The sequence below is a fragment of the Nocardiopsis sp. EMB25 genome, from assembly GCF_026797795.1.
Classification (GTDB): domain Bacteria; phylum Actinomycetota; class Actinomycetes; order Streptosporangiales; family Streptosporangiaceae; genus Nocardiopsis; species Nocardiopsis lucentensis.
In genome coordinates this window covers 3215696-3231316 of the sequence record NZ_JAMTDN010000001.1, presented here as the reverse complement: position 1 = coordinate 3231316, position 15621 = coordinate 3215696, and the positions used below count along the sequence as shown (strand labels likewise).

Sequence of the window (15621 nt, the reverse complement as noted above, 5' to 3'; positions counted from 1 at the left end):
CACCCCGTCATTTCGGGCCTCCCGCATGGACTTTCCCCAGATTCGACCGAATGTCGTCTAGTCTCGCAGTCGTGCAGTCCTACCCGAACCACTGGGAAGCCGACGTCGTCCTCACCGACGGAGGCACCGCGCACCTGCGCCCCATCACCCCTGACGACGCCGACCTCCTCCGGGAGTTCCACTCACGCCTCTCCCCGGAGACGATCTACTACCGCTTCTTCGCGCCCTACCCGCGGCTGTCCGACCGTGACGTGCGCAGGTTCACCACCGTCGACTACGAGGACCGCGTGGCGCTGGTGGCCACCATCTCCGACTCCCTCGTCGCTGTGGTGCGTTACGACAAGGTCGCCCCGGAGGAGGCCGAGGTCGCCTTCGTGGTGGAGGACGCCCACCAGGGGCGCGGGTTGGCCTCGGTTCTGTTGGAGCACATCGGCGCCGCCGCCCGTGAGCGCGGCGTGCGCCGGTTCATCGCGGACGTCCTGCCCGAGAACCGCCGGATGATCAACGTCTTCCGTGAGGCCGGGTACACGGCCCAGCAGACGTTCGACGAGGGCGTCATCCGGCTCACCCTGGACCTCCAGCCCACGGATGACGCGAAGGAAGTCATGCAGGCCCGCGAGCAGCGCGCCGAGTCGCGCTCGATCGCCCGTTTGCTCTTCCCGGAGTCCGTGGCCGTGATCGGTGCCAGCCGCACCGCGCACACCATCGGGCAGACCGCGCTGCGCAACCTCCTCGGCGGTGAGTTCCAGGGCCCGGTCTACCCGGTCCACCCCGAGGCCAAGGCGGTCGTGGGCGTGCGCGCCTACCCGTCCGTGCTCGACATCCCCGACCAGGTCGACCTGGCCGTCGTCGCGGTACGGGCCGAGGCCGTCACCGAGGTCGTCGAGCAGTGCGCGGAGAAGGGCGTGCACGGCCTCGTCGTGGTCAGCTCCGGGTTCGGTGAGGTCGGCCCCGAGGGCCGCGCCCGACAGGACGAACTCGTGCGTACCGCCCGCGCCGCCGGGATGCGCGTCGTCGGACCCAACTGCCTGGGCATCGCCAACAGCGACCCGGCGGTCTCACTCAACGCCACCCTCTCCCCCGATCTGCCCCCACGCGGGCCCATCGGTTTCTTCTCCCAGTCGGGCGCTCTCGGCCGCGCCATCCTCCAGCGCGTCGCCGAACGCGGTATGGGGCTGTCGACCTTCGTCTCCGCGGGCAATCGCGCCGACGTGTCCGGCAACGACCTGGTCCAGTACTGGCAGGAGGACCCCGCCACCGAGGTCGTGCTCCAGTACCTGGAGTCGCTCGGCAACCCGCGCAAGTTCACCCGGCTGGCCCGTCGCCTGGCCAAGCAGAAGCCGGTCGTGGCGGTGCGCAGCGGTGGGTCGGCTCAGGCCACCCCGACCGGACACGCCGCGGGCGGGCTCGCGCTGCCCGACTACGCGGTCACATCGCTGTTCCAGCAGGCGGGCGTGGTGCGGGTCGACGACATCACGCAGATGTTCGACGCGGCCCAGGTGTTCGCCTACCAACCTCTGCCGGAGGGGCCGAAGGTCGGCATCATCGGCAATTCCGATTCCCTGGAACTCCTGGTCAAGGATGCGGCCGTGCGCCAGGGGCTCAAGCCGCACGAGCCGGTCAACCTCGGCCCGCAGGCCACGGCGGAGGACTTCGACCTGGCCCTGGAGACCGCCCTGGCGGCGGAGGACGTGCACTCGGTCGTGGTCGTCTTCGTCCCCGCCCTCCAGCCGATCGGTGACGACGTCGCCCGCGTGCTGCGCGCCCGCTCCCTGGGATCGGACAAACCGGTGGTCACCACGTACCTGGCCCGCCAGGGCATCCCCGAGGAGCTGCGCCACGTCGGTGAGCGGGGGGAGACGCTGCGCGGTTCGGTCCCCTCCTACCCCTCACCGGAGGACGCGGTACGCGCGCTCGCCCACGCCACGCGCTACGCCCAGTGGCGCGACCGCAAGCCCGGACGCCACCCGGAGCTGCCCGACATCGACCGCGCCCGGGCCCGCGCCACCATCGCCCGCGCGCTCAAGGGCACGCCCGGCGAGGACACGATCGCCTGGTTCGGCGGGGAGCGCCGTTACGACGAGGAGACGGCGATCTCCAGTGAGGACGCGCGCGACCTCCTGGCCTGCTACGGCATCGCCGCCTATCCCGACATCCCGGTCACGTCCGCCGACGAGGCCGTGGTGGCCGCTGGTGAACTCGGCTACCCCGTCGTGGTCAAGGCCGACGCCCCCGACCTGCGGGTCCGGGCGGGCGGCACGTTCGTACGCGCCGACCTGCGCACCCCGGACGATGTGCGCAGCGCCTACCTGTCGCTGCACGACCGCTTCGGCGCGGACGCCGATCTCGTGGTGCAGCGCATGGCCGCCCCCGGCGTGCCCACGGTGGTCCGTGCCGGCGACAACAAGTCGTTCGGTTCGGTGGTCTCCTTCGGACTGGCCGACGTGACCGCCGAGCTGCTCGACGACCGCTCCTTCCGTCTGGCGCCCCTCACGGACATGGACGCGGCCGACCTCATCCACGCCGTCCGGGCCGCGCCCCTGCTCTTCGGACTGCCCGCCGGCGCGACCTCGCTGGCTGAACAGCCCAACGTGGAGGCGTTGGAGGAGCTGCTCATCCGGGTGTCGCGCCTGGTCGAGGCCTTCCCCGAGATCGGGTACGTGGACCTGGACCCGGTTCTGGTCAACGCCACCGGGGCGCACGTGCTGGGAGCACGTATGTGGTTGCGTGAGGCTCCCGAGGTCCGGCCCGACGTCGGCCCCCGCCGACTGCGAGGGGTGACCTTCTGATCATGGGCTGGTCCGGGCGTTGGCCGTCCCGGTCGCGAAGTGTCGCCCGGAGAGGGCAGGATAGGAGTATGAGGAAATCACGTGCCGTGTCCACCGACTGGCGGCTGGAGATCGAGCGGAGCGGGTACTACCCCACGCTGGTGATCGACGCCGTCGCCACGGCTTTGGGGGACGAGGACGCCGAAGCCTTCATCGTCCACCACGAGGCGACCTTCGACCCGGCCATGGAGATGCGGCGGCACATCACCGTGATGCTGTTGACCGCGACCCGGCTCGTGGTGTGTCACACCGACGAGCACCCGCCCACGGAGCCGGGCGGTGCCTCGCACGCGTCGACCACCACCGACAGCATCCAGATCGGTAACGTCCAGTCGGTCGCGCTCACCCGGGTGGTCCCCAACCCCGCCCAGTACACGCCCGGTAGCCTGCCGAGCGAGCTGGTGCTGAGCGTCAACCTGTCCGTGAACTGGGGTACCGCCGCTCACATCGACCTCGAACCCGCCTCCTGCGCGGACGAGACCTGCGAACTCGACCACGGGTACACCGGGGCGATCACGGCCGAGCCGCTCACCCTGCGCGTGAGCGAGGCCGCCGACGGGGCCGCCGCGGTCTCGGCGATGATGAACTTCGCCGACGCCCTCTCCGCGGTGACGGCCCGGTAGCCGGTACCTCCGTTGAGGGTGGTGGAGGGCGACGAAGAGGGAGAAGCCGCGCCGGAGGCGTCCGTTGAGGGTGGTGGAGGGCGACGGGCGGGCGGGTGAGCACCCAAAAACACAACCGTGACAGGGACTTAATGAACACGGTGCGGGGAGGCGTGGTGCCTTAATAATCCATCCGTCTAAGGTTGAACCGGATTCGTGCATACCGCCACAAGCGAGACGTGCCAGGCCACAAACCGGGCACGTGCGCGCCGCGTCCCCCCGGACGCGCGCCCACACGGAGAAAGGTCAGTCTGCGATGACGCAGCACCCGTCCCCGGAGTCCCCGGACGACGCCCCCCTGGTACGCCTGACCGTCGACCGTGCCATCGCCACGGTCACCATGGACTCCCCCCGCAACCGCAACGCCCTGTCCGCCCGGCTGCGCTCGGAACTGTCCAAGGCCCTCTCCGACGCGATGGCCGACGACGAGGTGCGCGGGATCGTGCTCACGGGGACCGGGCCGGTCTTTTGCGCCGGGGCCGACCTGAAGGAGGTCGGCGCGGCGCTTCGGGGTGAGCCGGTCGAACCGGCGCCGGAGCTTCCGGCCATCTTCGAGCAGATCATGGGCGCCCCCAAACCCGTCATCGCGGTACTCAACGGCGCTGCCCGTGCGGGCGGGATCGGGCTGGTGGCCTCCGCCGATATCGCGCTGGCGCCCAAGAGCGCGACGTTCGCCTTCACCGAGGTGCGCATCGGCGTGGTGCCGGCGATCATCTCCGTCCCGGTGTCCGCGCGGATGCACTCGCGCCAGCTCAGCCGTTACTTCCTCACCGGGGAGCTGTTCGACGCCTCAGCGGCGGCCAAGGCCGGGCTGATCACCCAGGCGGTTCCGGACCGGGACATGACGCACGCCGTGGACGCGGTCCTTCAGGGGCTGCGCGGGTCGGCGCCGCGCGCGCTGTCGCGCACCAAGCAGCTCCTGGACGACCTCGGCTCCGGCGCCCTGGCCACCGTCGACCGGCGCACCGAGGCCTTCACCCGCATGGGAGAGCTGTCCGCCGAGTTCTTCGCCGGAGAGGACGCGGCCGAGGGCCGCGCGGCCTTCTTCGAGAAGCGTCCTCCCCGCTGGGCCCAGTAACCGACCCCGCGGGGCCGCGGCCCGCCGTTGCCGCGTCCGACCGCGGCCAGAGGTCGGACGCTCCGGTGACCCGGGCGTCCGATCTCGGCCCGGGTGCGTCGCCGTCGGCGGACGGGCCACAATGGGGGAGTGAGCTACTCCGGAGATACCAGGGTCGGCGGTCCCGCCGACCTGCGCCAACTACCGCATCTGACGATCGCCAAACTCGCCGTCGGCCCCATGGACAACAACGTCTACCTGCTGCGTTGCCGGGCCACGGGTGAGGGTGTCCTGATCGACGCCGCCGACGAGGCGGATCGCATCCTCGACCTCATCGGTGAGCGGGGACTGGCCCGCGTGATCACCACCCACCGCCACCAGGACCACTGGAGGGCCCTCGCCGAGGTCGTCGGCCAGACCGGCGCCCGTACGGTCGCCCACCCCGTCGACGGGGAAGAGCTCCCCGTGTCCGTGGACGAGCCCGTCGAACACGGCGCGCGGGTGCCCGTCGGCGAGTGCTTCCTGAGCGTGATCCACCTGCGCGGGCACACGCCGGGGTCGATCGCGTTGCGCTACGACGACCCCGAAGGACACACCCACCTGTTCACCGGTGACTCCCTGTTCCCGGGCGGGGTCGGCCGCACGCTGCGCGACGAGGACTTCCGTTCCCTCTTCGCCGACGTGAGCGAGCGCCTGTTCGACGAGCTGGCCGACGACACCTGGGTCTACCCGGGGCACGGACGTGACACCACGCTGGGCGCCGAACGCCCGAAGCTCCCGGAGTGGAGCGAGCGCGGCTGGTAGTCGCCCGGGCAGCCACCGGCCCGGGCGTCCGATCAGGCGCCGAAGCAGCAGAACCCGGCCGGTCCGAGGTGGAGGGCCACCGCCTCGGACGCCGGGACCCCCGCCGCCAACGCCCGGTGGAAGCGCACCATGGCCTCCTCTGTCTCGGCGTCCCGGACGGGGACCGGGCTGGCCACCACCGTGTGTACGCCGCGGGCGTGCAGGGCGCCGACGAACCCCGACGGGGTTCCCGTGACACCGCCGAAACCGCGCCCGTTCCAGCAGGTCGAGAGGGTCACCAGGGCGGGCGCGGTGGTGAGTCCGGTCAGGTCGCGGGCGAGCAGAGGGCCGTCCGCCAGGTCGACCGAGGCGAGCAGGGGTACGCGGTCGGGGACGTGGCCGTGCCCGGCCAGGTGAACGATGTCGGCGTCCGCGAACCCGGTGAGCACCTCGGTCAACCGAGCTCCTTCCCCGTCGAGGACACGTGCTCCCGGATACACGCGGGTCAGCGCGCTCACCTCCCGCCGGGCACCGTCGGGCGCGGGTGCGGCCACCAGCAGGACACGCTCCGACGGCGGGCGTGCCCGGTCGGCGTGCTCCACCCAGAACCGTGCGGTGGGCACGAGGTCCACCGGCCGTCCGCACAGGGCGGGCAGCATCCCCCACGGCGGGTCGCCCAGGCGCGGATCGGCCGCCATCACCAACGGACGGTCTCCGACCAGGGGCAGGACCGGCGCCAGGAGTAGCCGGGACACCTCCGCCGCGGCGTCGCGGACCGACACCGAGCGAAGGCGGCCCACCGGTGCCGGAAGCGCGTGCGTGAACCGCGCCAGGGCATGGACGGTGGGGGAGAGCGGGCCCAGGGGGCGCGCGTGCACCTTCCCGGCCACCGCGACCAGGGCGACGGCGTCCTGCCCGGCCCAGGTGAGGTGGACGAACGCCCGGTCCGACCCCAGCCTGTCCAACAGTTCGGCGGTGACCGGCTCCGGTGCGGGAGGTGCGGCGCGCCCCTCGGCGGGCGTGCGGCACACGCGCCATCGGGCCGCCTCCCACAGCCGCGCGTGATGGTCGGCCCGCGGTCCTCGGCCGTGGGCGAGGGCGGCACGGTACCGCCCGGCCAGATCGGTCAGGGCCGGGGCGGCGGGTTCGTGCGGCCCCGGGACGTGCGCGGCCGCCCAGGTACGGGTCAGCTCCGCCCACTCCAGGGCGGTCGCGGCCGTCCCGGCGAGGAGAGCGAGCTCCAGGCCGGCGCGGACGACATGGGGGTCGTGGGCGGCGGCTCCCAGCCATGGGCCGGGGATGGGCGCGGTCCCTCGCTCCAGGACGTCCAGGGCCCGCCGAGGGGCGGCCCGCCCGTGGGACGGCGCGGACGGGGCGGCGAGGGGGATCCGGATGCGCAGACCGTTCCTGGCCCGGCCGACCGGGGTCGATCCCGGAACCGCGCTCGCGGTCGCGCGCGGACTCGTCCGCGTGGGCCGTGCGGGGGCGAGGGTGATGCGTTCGAGACGGGCCGCCAGCCGGTACCACAGCGATCCCGGTCCGAACGTGCCCCGCACCTTCCGCGTGAGTTCGCCCGCGCGTTGGCGGTCCCCCTCCAGGAAACGCAGTTTGGCCTCCACGAGCAGGGCGGTCGCGGAGGTCGAGCCGTCTTCGACGCACGGCCCCTCGTCAAGGGTGGCGGCGGCCTCCTCGACCAGCCCCTCCGACAGCAGGGCCTCGGCCAGGTCCACGTGCAGGGCCTCGCGTCGCGCGGCCGGCAGACGGGGGAGCAGGCCCAGGAAGGTGTCGATGGCCGTGACGGTGTCGCCCCGGTAGAGGGCGAGGCACCCCTGGTTGTGCCGCGCGACCAGGCCCATGAGCGGGAGCCCGCGTTCGCTGGTGAGCGTGTGCGCCTCGGCGAGGTGGTCCTCGGCCTGGCCGAAACGGCCGCACATGGTCTGGGCCAACCCCAGGTTGACCAGGACTCCCGGAAGGACCGGCGCGTCCTCGGCGACGGGGTGGCCGCGCAGGCGGCGGTGGGTGTCGGTGAGGAGGTCGGCCGTGGTCTCGAACAGGCCGCTGCGTGCCAGCCGCACCCCGCGCCTGACCCGGGCCAGGAGGTGGCGGCCGGACGGTGGGTCGGACCGGTGGACGTTGGAGGTCACGTGTGCGCGCCGCCTTTCGCGAGGGGGTGGCTCGGGCCCGGTGCGCCGCGGGAACCGCTCGGAACCACTGATAGCAGCGGGCGGGCGTGCGGGGGAGCCCTGGCGGACAACCTGTGGAAAAGGGCCGGGGGCGAACGCGGACGAACGGGGTGAAGGCGGGTGCACCGCACCGGGTTCGTGTGTGTTCCGAACCCGCATTCGGAGTGTCCTGTTCTGTGGCGGCCGGTGCGTGACAGACGCCCTCGGAGTGCCCGGTCTCCGGGCCGCCCGTCGCTCCGTCGGGGCTCAGACGGCGAACCAGCCCGTGACGAGCGGGGGGTGGCCCGTCCGGTGCAGGGCGAGGCTGAGCGGCCCACGCCGGAGTCCGGACACGGAGAAGCGGCCGTCGGCGCCGACGCGGAGGCGATCGGCGGAGCCCGGGTACCGGATGTCCACGGTGGCGAACGCGAAGTCCCCGGTGACCAGCCCGGACAGGGAGCGGTGTGTGTCGTGGACACGGATCCTCAGGTCCAGGGCGAGGTCACCGTGGTCGAACCGCAGTGTGGTCAGCAGGGCACCGTCGGTGCCGCGCGCGTCCTCGGGGACCGGCGGTGTCTGGAGTGTGAGCTCGGCGAGGTCGGCGGTGTCGTCGCGGCGGTCGAAGGCGGCCAGGGCCGCGTCCCGGCCGGCCGTGGCCCACGGGGGGAGGCGGTCGGTGGGTTTCCTCAACGCGGGTCCTCCAGGATGCGGCGGAGCCGGCGCCTGACACGGCGGCGCTGGTTGGCGTCGACGCGGGGGCCGTCGTGGGCGTTCGGGTCGCGCGGGGTGTCGTCGAGGAGGCTCAGGGCCACGATCCGGTCCTGTGGGGACAGATGGCGGATCGCCCTGTGCAGTTCCTCGTGCCGCTCCCGATCCAGGTATTGGGATTCGAGGTCGGGGCCGTCGGGGAAGGGGAGGCGGGTGAGGACGTCCGGGGCGACCGGGCTCTGCCGTGCGCCGTGGCGGCGCTGGCGGGCGCACACGTCGTTGGTGACGCGGCGCAGCCAGGCGCGGAGCCGGTCGGGGGAGCGGAGCCGCGGCAGGTGTTGGTTGAGGGTGAGCCACACGGTTTGGACCGCGTCCTCGCGGTCGGGGGCGGGGAGGCGGTAGGAGCGGGCGATCGCGTTCACGAGGGGCAGGTGGCGGTCGACGATACCCTCCCACGCCCGCGGGTCGCCCTCCCGCGCGCCTCGGACGAGGTCGGCGTCGCTGGGTTCCAGAACGGGGGGATCGGCGGATTCGGCAGGTGCGGGGTCAGCGGATTCGGAAGGTGCGGGGTCGGTGGATTCCGGGGTGGAAGTGGCCGGAACCGGCAAGGCGGAAGGGGTTTCGTTCCCGGTATCGGTCCACAGCACTGTGCCCCGGGAGCAAGAGGGGCTGCTCATGCCCTCGTACGGCTGGTCTGGCACACCCGCCCCCACTATGATCAGACTCCCTGTCCGCTCCGGGTGTCACGCTAGTCCCTGGGTGCCCTGGGCGCGGTGGGAACACCGCAAATCCCGGTGTTACCGCTGGTACCCAGAGAGCCCTTAGGGCACAATGGGGCGAAAGGTGTTCAGGCGGGTCTGCAACCTTCTCGTGAAGTACGAGGGCGTCGGGGAAGCGCACTCGTTCGTATCAGGAGGTTCGGTGTCCGCACGTGGCGTCTTGTACGTCCACTCAGCGCCCGCGGCGCTGTGCCCACACGTCGAGTGGGCGGTCGCGGGCGTCGTTGGCGTACCCGTGAAACTCGACTGGGTCGCGCAGCCGGCGGCCCCCGGCCACCACCGCGCCGAGCTGAACTGGCAGGGCCGACCGGGGACCGCGGGTGAGGTGGCCTCGGCGCTGAACTCGTGGCAGCGCCTGCGCTTCGAGGTGACCGAGGAGGGGTCGCCCGGGTGTGACGGCGTGCGCTACAGCTACACGCCGTCCTTGGGGATGTTCACCGCGATCACCAGCGCCGCGGGCGAGGTACTCGTGCCCGAGGGGCGCTTGCGCGACGCGATGGCGCGATCCGCGGCGGGCGGCGCCGACCTGGCCGCGGAGATCGAACACCTCATGGGGCGGGCCTGGGACGAGGAGCTGGAGCCGTTCCGGTACGCGGGCGACGGAGCCCCGGTCCGCTGGCTCCACGCGGTGGGCTGAGGCGGCCAGGGCCGGGACCGCGACATCCGGGGCGGTGCGCGACAGGGACGCCCGGGGGACCTGAGAACGCCTGGAGGGCCTGAGGACACGACGAGGCGGGTGGGGATCGAGAACCCCCTTATCTAGGGTCTCCCGTCGTGTGGTGCTCGACAAGGTGCTTCCTCGGGGCTGTGGACGAGCCACGGATCCCGGTGCGGTGGCCCGAGGCCGGGACCGGCGGGGGCGCGGAGCAGGGCCGGGACCGCCTCGAAGGGGCCGCGGTGTGACCGGCCCGGTTCGCCACTGCCCGGAACCTCAGCGCGGCCCGTCCTCGCCGGGCCAGATGGTGGCCGCGACCAGCACGGCCCCCCAGACACCCAACGGCACCAGCGGCCAGTACGGTACGAGTTCACCCGCCGTCAGGCTCACCACCGCCCACACGGCGGTGAGGACGGCCGCGACGCCCGCCCACCACCGCCACTCGTCGCCCCACTCGCGCACCGGCACGGTCGGGGCGAGGTCCCCGGCGGCGGAACCGTGCTCCCGGCGCGGGTCCGAGGCGGGGCCCGGCTCCGGTCGCGAGCCCTCGGGGCGGGGGAGGTCCGTGGTCAGCGACCACAGCTCCCCGACCAGCACCGAGGACAGGGCCAGGCCCACCCGGCGGTCGTACTCCTCCAGGTCCAGGCGACCCTCCACGAACGCGACGGTGAGGTGGTCGACCGTACGGTCGCGTTCGGCGTCCGAGGCGCGCATCTGGTGCGGAGGCAGACGTCGGTGCCCCACTTCCCACCCCCAGCAAGCGCGGTTGGTGACCACACCATACGCGCCGTGTCGGATGCGGGGAAGGGCGCTGCGGGGCCGGTTCGCGGTTTCCCTCAGATCTCTCCTGACGTCTGATGTCCGCGCAGGTCAGGACGTTAACCAGCGGATGACGGCGAGGGCCGTCGCGGGGTCGGCGGCGCCCACCAGGCCCGTGTGCTCGTAGCTCCCCCGGTAACCGAACCCGGACCCGTCCAGCCGGGTGACCCGGCCCCCCGCCTCCTCCAGCACGAGTGAGGGCGCGGCCACGTCCCAGTCGCGCACGGGTACGTCCTTGACGAACAGATGCGCCGACCCCTCGGCCACCCTGCACAGCTTCAGCGCTATGCTGCCGCTCTCCAGGTAGCCGCCGTACCCGAAGTGGTCGTAGATCCGCCGGGCGATCCCCCGGGGCTCGGGCGTGTTGTCGGTGAGCACACCCGTCCCGGGTGGCGCCTGCGTGCCCTCGGTCAGGAGCCGGCCGTTCCGCCGGGCGCCCCGGCCCCGGACGGCCGTGTACAGCGTCGCGGTCTCCGGGGCGAACACGGCCGCCACCTCGGGTCGGCCGTCGACCACCAGGGCGGCCTGGGTGACGTAGCCCGGGAACCCGTGGGTGTAGCTGGCGGTCCCGTCGATGGGGTCGATCAACCAGTAGCGCGGCGGCCGTTCCCGGACCAGCGACGCCGGGTCCTCCTCGCTCACCACGGGGACCTCCCGGTCGATCGCCGACAGCCGCTCGGACAGCGCGCGGTGCGCCATGGCGTCGGCCCGTGCCTTGAACTGGCTCCCCTCCCAGACACCGCCGAGCGCGTCGGGGTCGGTGCGCCACTCCTTGAGCAGGGCGCCGACCTCCGTGACCGCCGCCGCGGCCGCCTCCGCCATCGGGTGCGCGCCGTTCACCGGGACACCGTCCCGGCCGCCTCGGGAGCGGGGGACAGGCCGTGCGAGGTGAACTCCTCCTCGCTGATGAACTCGTCCGTCCACCGCCGTACCATCGCCACGCCCTCCCGCCACGTGTCGGTCAGCGGCGGCCCGTCCGCGACCGCCTGTCGCAGCAGGCCCGCGATCTCGTCGACCCCGGCCGCCGCCGTCAACGCGGCCGTCGAGGAGAAGCGCGGGTTGATCTCGAAGATCCGGGGCCTGCCCTCGGCGTCCAGGCACAACTGCACGTTGAACGGCCCGTCGGCGCGCAGGGCCGACTGCACGGCCCGGCAGGACTCCGCCACCGCCGGGGCGCGGCGCGTCACCGCGTACCGGGTGACCCCCTGTTTGAGGACCACCTCCTTGGGCACCACCGCCTGCACCCGGCCGTCGCGCCACACCACCACCGACACCGTGAACTCGGGGCCGGTGACGCACTCCTGGACGATGAGGTCCTCGGCCGCGTACCCGCCCTCGGACACGACCCGGGGCAGGTCCTCACGGGAGCCGATGACCGCCACGCCGCGGCTGCCCCGGCCGCTGCGGGGCTTGACGACGAACCCGCCGGGGGCGTCCGCGGCGTCGGACGGCCAGTCCGTCGCCGACCAGGTGCGGGGGACACCGATCCCGGCCGCGTCCAGTCGCCGCATGAGCAGCGCCTTGTCGAGGCAGGTCGCGACGAACTCCGCCCGGGGGAGCAGCACGGCCACTCCGTCGTCGGCGAGCGCCGCGATCGGGACCAGCTCCTCGTCCACGAGGGGGACCACCGCGACCGCCCGCTCCCGTGCGCACAGCTCCCGCATCCGGGGCAGGAAGGCGTCGCCGTCGCCGGGGGGCACCAGGTATCCGCGATCGGCGAGGTACAGGCCGGGTGCGGCGGGGTCGATGTCGGTGGCGACCACCCGGAACCCCGCCTCGCGCAGGTGGAGGATGGTGCCGGGGGTCGGGGCCGAACCCGCCGTCGTCACCACGACCGTCGGCCTCGTCGCTGGTTGCTGGGGCACCGCTGATCCCTCCCGGGGTGTGGGGGCGGTCGGGACGACCGTGCGACGAGCCTAGGGGGCCCGGGCGGAGTTCACCCCGGTCTTGGCCGAATCCGGTTGCGGTGTCAACCGAAAGGGCCCCTCGCGCGTGTATCCCACGCCCCCGGGAGGGAGAGGGGCGGGGGCGGGTGCCCGGCGACGCCGCGCACCCGCCCCCGATCAGGTCGGTCCGTCCTCAGGCGCGCTCGTACACGGGCGCGATGACCGCACGCGCGATGGCGTGCGAGAACAGGTTGAAACCGACGAAGGCGGGGCTGGCCGAGGCGTCCACGTCGAGGCGGGGCACGTCCACGGCGTGGACCGCGAACATGTAGCGGTGCGGTCCGTGCCCGGGCGGCGGCGCGGCGCCGACGTAGCCGTGGCCCCCGGCGTCGTTGCGCACGGTCACGGCCGATTCCGGCAGACCGGAACTGTTCGCGGCGCCCGCCGCCAACTCGGTCACCTCGACCGGGATGTTGCACACCGACCAGTGCCAGAATCCGCTGGCGGTCGGCGCGTCGGGGTCGAAGCAGGTGACGGCGAAGCTCCGCGTCCCCTCGGGGAAACCGCTCCAGGACAGGTGCGGCGAGACGTCCTCGCCGCCCGCCCCCATGATCCCGCTGACCTGGGGCTTGGACAGGGTCTTCCCGTCGGCTACGTCGTCACTGGTCAGGGTGAACGTCGGCAGCTCGGGCAGGAAGTCGTAGGGGGAGGGTGGCATGGCCACGATCGGGGTCCTCCTTCGTTCGCGGGAGTGGGTCCGGTACCTGACGGACACGACGTCGTGCCGGTACGTCGGTCCGCGCCGGGTACGGCGTTCCGTCAGGTTCTCTGAACATACGCCTCACGGGGATACTCCGTCGCATCCGGGTACTCGCCGTGTTGGACGGCACCGCCCGGGGGAGACGACATACCGACCGCGCGGTATGGTCGGGGGCGACAGCGGACACGAACCAGATTCGGTATCCGATCCACCGACAGGGAGTCGCCATGACCGCTCGCTGGGGCATCACCATCCCCTTGGAGGGGGTCCCCCTCCTGGAACAGAGGTCCGTCATCGAGCAGCTGCCCGACCTCGGCTACACCGACGTCTGGTCGGCCGAGGCCAACGGCGCCGACGCCTTCACACCGCTCGCCCTCGCCAGTGTGTGGGCGCCGAGCCTTCGGCTGGGCACAGCCATCGTTCCCGTGTACACGCGCGGTCCCGCGACCCTGGCGATGAGCGCCGCCGCGATGGCCGCCGCCGCGCCCGGCCGCTTCGCGCTGGGAATCGGCACCTCGTCCAACGTCATCGTGGAGAGGTGGAACTCCATCCCCTTCACGGAGCCCTACAAGCGGATCCGCGACACCCTGCGCTTCCTCCGCGAGGCGCTGACCGGAGCGAAGGTCAAGGCCGAGTACGACACCTTCTCCGTTCAGGGGTTCACCCTCGGGGCGGTGCCCGAACAGGCCCCTCCGCTGTTCGTCGCGGCCCTGCGACCGGGCATGCTGCGGCTGGCGGGACGCGAGGGCGACGGGGCGATCATCAACTGGCTGTCCGCCGAGGACGTGCGCACGGTCGCCCCCCACGTGCGCGGAGCCGCCGAGGACGGGCGGGACCGGGAGGTGGTCGCCCGGATCTTCGCGATCCCCGACACCGATCCGGACACGGCCCGGGGCATCGGCCGCTGGGCCATCTCCGCTTACCTCAACGTCCCCGTCTACCGGGCCTTCCACGAATGGCTCGGACGCGAGGAGCTCACCCCCATGTGGAAGGCGTGGGACGAGGGCGACCGCAAGGGCGCGCTGGAGGCCATCCCCGACTCGGTCGTGGACGACCTGATCGTGCACGGCCCCGCGGAGTACTGCCGTGAGCGGATCCGCGCCTACGCCGACGCCGGGGTGACCACCCCCGTCATCGCGCCGCTCGTGCCCGGCGACCCCGTGGCCGCCGTGCGCGCGCTCGCCCCCGTGACCTGACGCCGTCGGGGTCAACGCGACTCCAACGGCCCCAGCAGGCGGCGGGCGCGCAGCACCAGCTCCAGCTCGAACCGGGCCCCCGGGTCACGCAGGCGCGGGCCGAACAGCTCGTCCAACCTGCGTATCCGGTACCGTACGGTCTGCGGGTGCACACGCAGCCGGACCGCCGCCTCGTTGGCGTTGAACCCCGTCTCCAACCACGCCAGCAGAGTGTCGGCCATCCGGTCCCGCTGGGGCGACCGGAGCCGCGCCATCGGAGCCAGTCGCCTTCGCGCCAGCTCCGCCATCAGAGCGGTGTCCCGTGACAGCAGCAGAGTCGACAGGTGATCGGCCCACCGTACGACGCCACCCCCGGGCACCACCCCGGAACGGACCAGGTCAGCCAGGTCACGGGCCCGCGAGAGTGAGACGGGCGCCTCCTCCGGCGCCACGCTCGGTCCCAGGGTCGCCGAGCCGCCGCGCAGCGATCGCTCCAGGGTCCGCAGCCGTCCGGGCCCGTCCGGATCGGGCACCAACGCGCACGGCTCGCTCCGCTCCAGGTCCACCAGGACGTCGGACGGCAGTGCGGGGGGCGCGGACTTCTTCCCGGGCAGCAGCACCGCCACCGCCACCCGGTCGGGGACCCGCCACCGCGCCGCCCGGGCCAGCGCCGGCACCGCTCCGCTGTCGCCGCCGACCCCCGCCAGCAACTCCTCCAGCAGCCGTGTCCGTCCGCGCTCGCGCTGGTCGGCGTCGGCCCGGCGTACCTCGGCGTGGCCCTCGGCGGCGGCCGCGGTGACCTCCTCCTGGAAGGCGAACAGCGCCTCGCCCAGGACCACCACGTCCTGGCGGGTGAACGCGTCCGTGACCGCCAGCCGCCGCCACGCGATCGCCACCGCCGTGCGCGTCCCGGTGTGCAGGCGCTCCAGCGTCCGCCCGCCGCGAGCCTCACCGGCTCCGAACGCGCGGAACTCCTCGGTGACGCCGGCGGGCCCGTCGAAGGGGCGGCCGCCCTCGGCCCGGTCGAGGAACGCGTACGCCGCCGACGCGATCAGCCCGCGCCACGCCTCGGCCTCACCGGGATCCAAGGACGGGCCGTGCGCCTCCGCGCGGCGTCGGACCGCCTCGACCGTGCTCCGCGCCAGCCCCGGCACCAGGGGGCGCAGCCGAGCGCCCACACCCGGGGGGAACCGGGAGAACGGGTCCGTCGCAGTCTCCTGCCACCGCGGATACGACATGCCACCTCCGGCGCGGACGCACGGCCGAGGCCGGTCGTGGCACGCCCGCGCGTGCTCCGTGCGCCAGAAAGTCCCATCGTTGACGCGGCCCGCCGGGGGCGGCGCACCG

General features: G+C 73.1%; 14 protein-coding genes. 6 read left to right on the top strand and 8 right to left on the bottom strand.

Annotation, left to right across the window (positions count from 1 at the left end):
• Positions 1 to 71 precede the first annotated feature (71 nt).
• From KIK06_RS13985 to KIK06_RS13970, 4 genes are all read left to right on the top strand, one after another.
• Positions 72 to 2789, top strand: a complete 2718-nt coding sequence (locus tag KIK06_RS13985) for a bifunctional acetate--CoA ligase family protein/GNAT family N-acetyltransferase (RefSeq protein WP_017597883.1) — start codon at positions 72 to 74, stop codon at positions 2787 to 2789.
• Positions 2790 to 2857: 68 nt separating this feature from the next.
• Positions 2858 to 3451, top strand: coding sequence for a DUF5998 family protein (locus KIK06_RS13980; protein WP_040688619.1), 594 nt, complete (start codon positions 2858 to 2860; stop codon positions 3449 to 3451).
• Positions 3452 to 3746: 295 nt separating this feature from the next.
• Entirely contained in the window at positions 3747 to 4568 is an 822-nt protein-coding gene (locus KIK06_RS13975) for an enoyl-CoA hydratase-related protein (protein WP_017597885.1), read from the top strand.
• Between the two features lie 129 nt (positions 4569 to 4697).
• Positions 4698 to 5351, top strand: coding sequence for an MBL fold metallo-hydrolase (locus tag KIK06_RS13970; RefSeq protein ID WP_017597886.1), 654 nt, complete (start codon positions 4698 to 4700; stop codon positions 5349 to 5351).
• A gap of 32 nt (positions 5352 to 5383) precedes the next feature.
• Here the strand turns inward: KIK06_RS13970 and KIK06_RS13965 are convergent, their stop codons facing one another.
• From KIK06_RS13965 to KIK06_RS13955, 3 genes are all read right to left on the bottom strand, one after another.
• Complete coding sequence (locus KIK06_RS13965) at positions 5384 to 7474, bottom strand: CHAT domain-containing protein (protein ID WP_268643463.1); 2091 nt, start codon at positions 7472 to 7474, stop codon at positions 5384 to 5386.
• A gap of 285 nt (positions 7475 to 7759) precedes the next feature.
• Positions 7760 to 8182: a hypothetical protein gene (locus KIK06_RS13960; protein ID WP_017597888.1), complete on the bottom strand. Its 423-nt coding sequence runs from the start codon at positions 8180 to 8182 to the stop codon at positions 7760 to 7762.
• Positions 8179 to 8646: an RNA polymerase sigma factor gene (locus tag KIK06_RS13955; protein WP_327084684.1), complete on the bottom strand. Its 468-nt coding sequence runs from the start codon at positions 8644 to 8646 to the stop codon at positions 8179 to 8181. The genes KIK06_RS13960 and KIK06_RS13955 overlap by 4 nt, the downstream gene beginning before the upstream one ends.
• Before the next feature lie 475 nt (positions 8647 to 9121).
• Here KIK06_RS13955 and KIK06_RS13950 point away from each other — a divergent pair, with 475 nt between their 5' ends.
• Positions 9122 to 9616: a DUF3145 domain-containing protein gene (locus tag KIK06_RS13950; RefSeq protein WP_026127479.1), complete on the top strand. Its 495-nt coding sequence runs from the start codon at positions 9122 to 9124 to the stop codon at positions 9614 to 9616.
• A gap of 294 nt (positions 9617 to 9910) precedes the next feature.
• On the opposite strand, the gene KIK06_RS13945 is transcribed toward KIK06_RS13950, so the two are convergent.
• The 4 genes from KIK06_RS13945 to KIK06_RS13930 form a co-directional block, all read right to left on the bottom strand.
• Positions 9911 to 10378 (bottom strand): DUF1707 SHOCT-like domain-containing protein, encoded by a 468-nt coding sequence (locus KIK06_RS13945; protein WP_086003002.1) that lies wholly within the window; start codon positions 10376 to 10378, stop codon positions 9911 to 9913.
• Between the two features lie 126 nt (positions 10379 to 10504).
• A complete protein-coding gene (locus KIK06_RS13940) occupies positions 10505 to 11275 on the bottom strand; it encodes a 3'(2'),5'-bisphosphate nucleotidase CysQ family protein (protein ID WP_442789825.1) in 771 nt (256 codons plus the stop codon).
• Positions 11276 to 11289: 14 nt separating this feature from the next.
• Positions 11290 to 12285 (bottom strand): ATP-grasp domain-containing protein, encoded by a 996-nt coding sequence (locus KIK06_RS13935; RefSeq protein WP_268645989.1) that lies wholly within the window; start codon positions 12283 to 12285, stop codon positions 11290 to 11292.
• 247 nt (positions 12286 to 12532) lie between these two features.
• Positions 12533 to 13063 carry a YbhB/YbcL family Raf kinase inhibitor-like protein gene (locus KIK06_RS13930; RefSeq protein ID WP_268643460.1) on the bottom strand — a complete coding sequence of 177 codons (531 nt, stop codon included), beginning with the start codon at positions 13061 to 13063 and terminating at the stop codon, positions 12533 to 12535.
• 263 nt (positions 13064 to 13326) lie between these two features.
• Between KIK06_RS13930 and KIK06_RS13925 the strand changes: the two genes are divergently transcribed.
• Positions 13327 to 14295, top strand: a complete 969-nt coding sequence (locus KIK06_RS13925) for an LLM class F420-dependent oxidoreductase (protein ID WP_268643459.1) — start codon at positions 13327 to 13329, stop codon at positions 14293 to 14295.
• 11 nt (positions 14296 to 14306) lie between these two features.
• On the opposite strand, the gene KIK06_RS13920 is transcribed toward KIK06_RS13925, so the two are convergent.
• Positions 14307 to 15512 (bottom strand): PucR family transcriptional regulator, encoded by a 1206-nt coding sequence (locus KIK06_RS13920; RefSeq protein ID WP_268643458.1) that lies wholly within the window; start codon positions 15510 to 15512, stop codon positions 14307 to 14309.
• Positions 15513 to 15621 lie beyond the last annotated feature (109 nt).

Bases quoted from the DNA above. Each gene is read 5' to 3' on its own strand.
- KIK06_RS13940 (WP_442789825.1), bottom strand. From the start codon at position 11,275: ATGGCGGAGGCGGCCGCGGCGGCGGTCACGGAGGTCGGCGCCCTGCTC.
- KIK06_RS13920 (WP_268643458.1), bottom strand. From the start codon at position 15,512: ATGTCGTATCCGCGGTGGCAGGAGACTGCGACGGACCCGTTCTCCCGG.
- KIK06_RS13980 (WP_040688619.1), top strand. From the start codon at position 2,858: ATGAGGAAATCACGTGCCGTGTCCACCGACTGGCGGCTGGAGATCGAG.
- KIK06_RS13925 (WP_268643459.1), top strand. From the start codon at position 13,327: ATGACCGCTCGCTGGGGCATCACCATCCCCTTGGAGGGGGTCCCCCTC.
- KIK06_RS13975 (WP_017597885.1), top strand. From the start codon at position 3,747: ATGACGCAGCACCCGTCCCCGGAGTCCCCGGACGACGCCCCCCTGGTA.